The organism is Megasphaera lornae (assembly GCF_000214495.1).
GTDB classification, from domain to species: Bacteria; Bacillota; Negativicutes; order Veillonellales; family Megasphaeraceae; genus Megasphaera; species Megasphaera lornae.
Map to the genome: position 1 here is coordinate 1 of NZ_AFIJ01000041.1, position 514 is coordinate 514.

The following is a 514-nucleotide window of genomic DNA, read 5'->3' on the forward strand; positions in this document are numbered from 1 at the left end:
CATAATTAGCTAATTCAGACTTATCTGCTTTATTAGCCAAGTCAGCCTTAACTTCATCAATTGCCTTACCGTTATCTTCACCCTTTTGGATAGCTTTGCCGACATCCTCCAAGGCTTTAGCATTTTTGCCTGCGTCTTTAAACGCGTCCGACTGAGCAATTGCATTGTATGCAGCAGCTGCTTCGTTGGCTTTTTTAGCTGCGTCTTCAGCTTTGTTAGCTGCAGTTTCTGCCAAATTGCCTTGTCTTTTCGTTTCCACAACAGCTTCCTTCGCTAACTGCGAATCTGCCTTTAAATTCGTTACTTCTTTCTGCAAATCCGTCTTAAGAATGTATTTTCCATCCAAGTCTGCCGTCTTTGTATACTCTTTTAAATCATCTTTGGTTGCTTTTCCATCCAAATCGGTCTTCTTCGCATAAGTATTTTCCAAATCCGTCGTCTTTGTATACTCTTTTAAATCATCTTTGGTTGCTTTTCCATCCAAATCGGTCTTCTTCGCATAAGTATTTTCCAA

1 protein-coding gene is annotated in these 514 nt (G+C 40.1%); it reads right to left on the minus strand.

What is annotated here, in order from left to right:
- Positions 1–484, minus strand: a 484-nt coding sequence (locus HMPREF1039_RS07030) for a hypothetical protein (RefSeq protein ID WP_206535955.1), incomplete at its 3' end; no start/stop codon positions are given.
- Positions 485–514 lie beyond the last annotated feature (30 nt).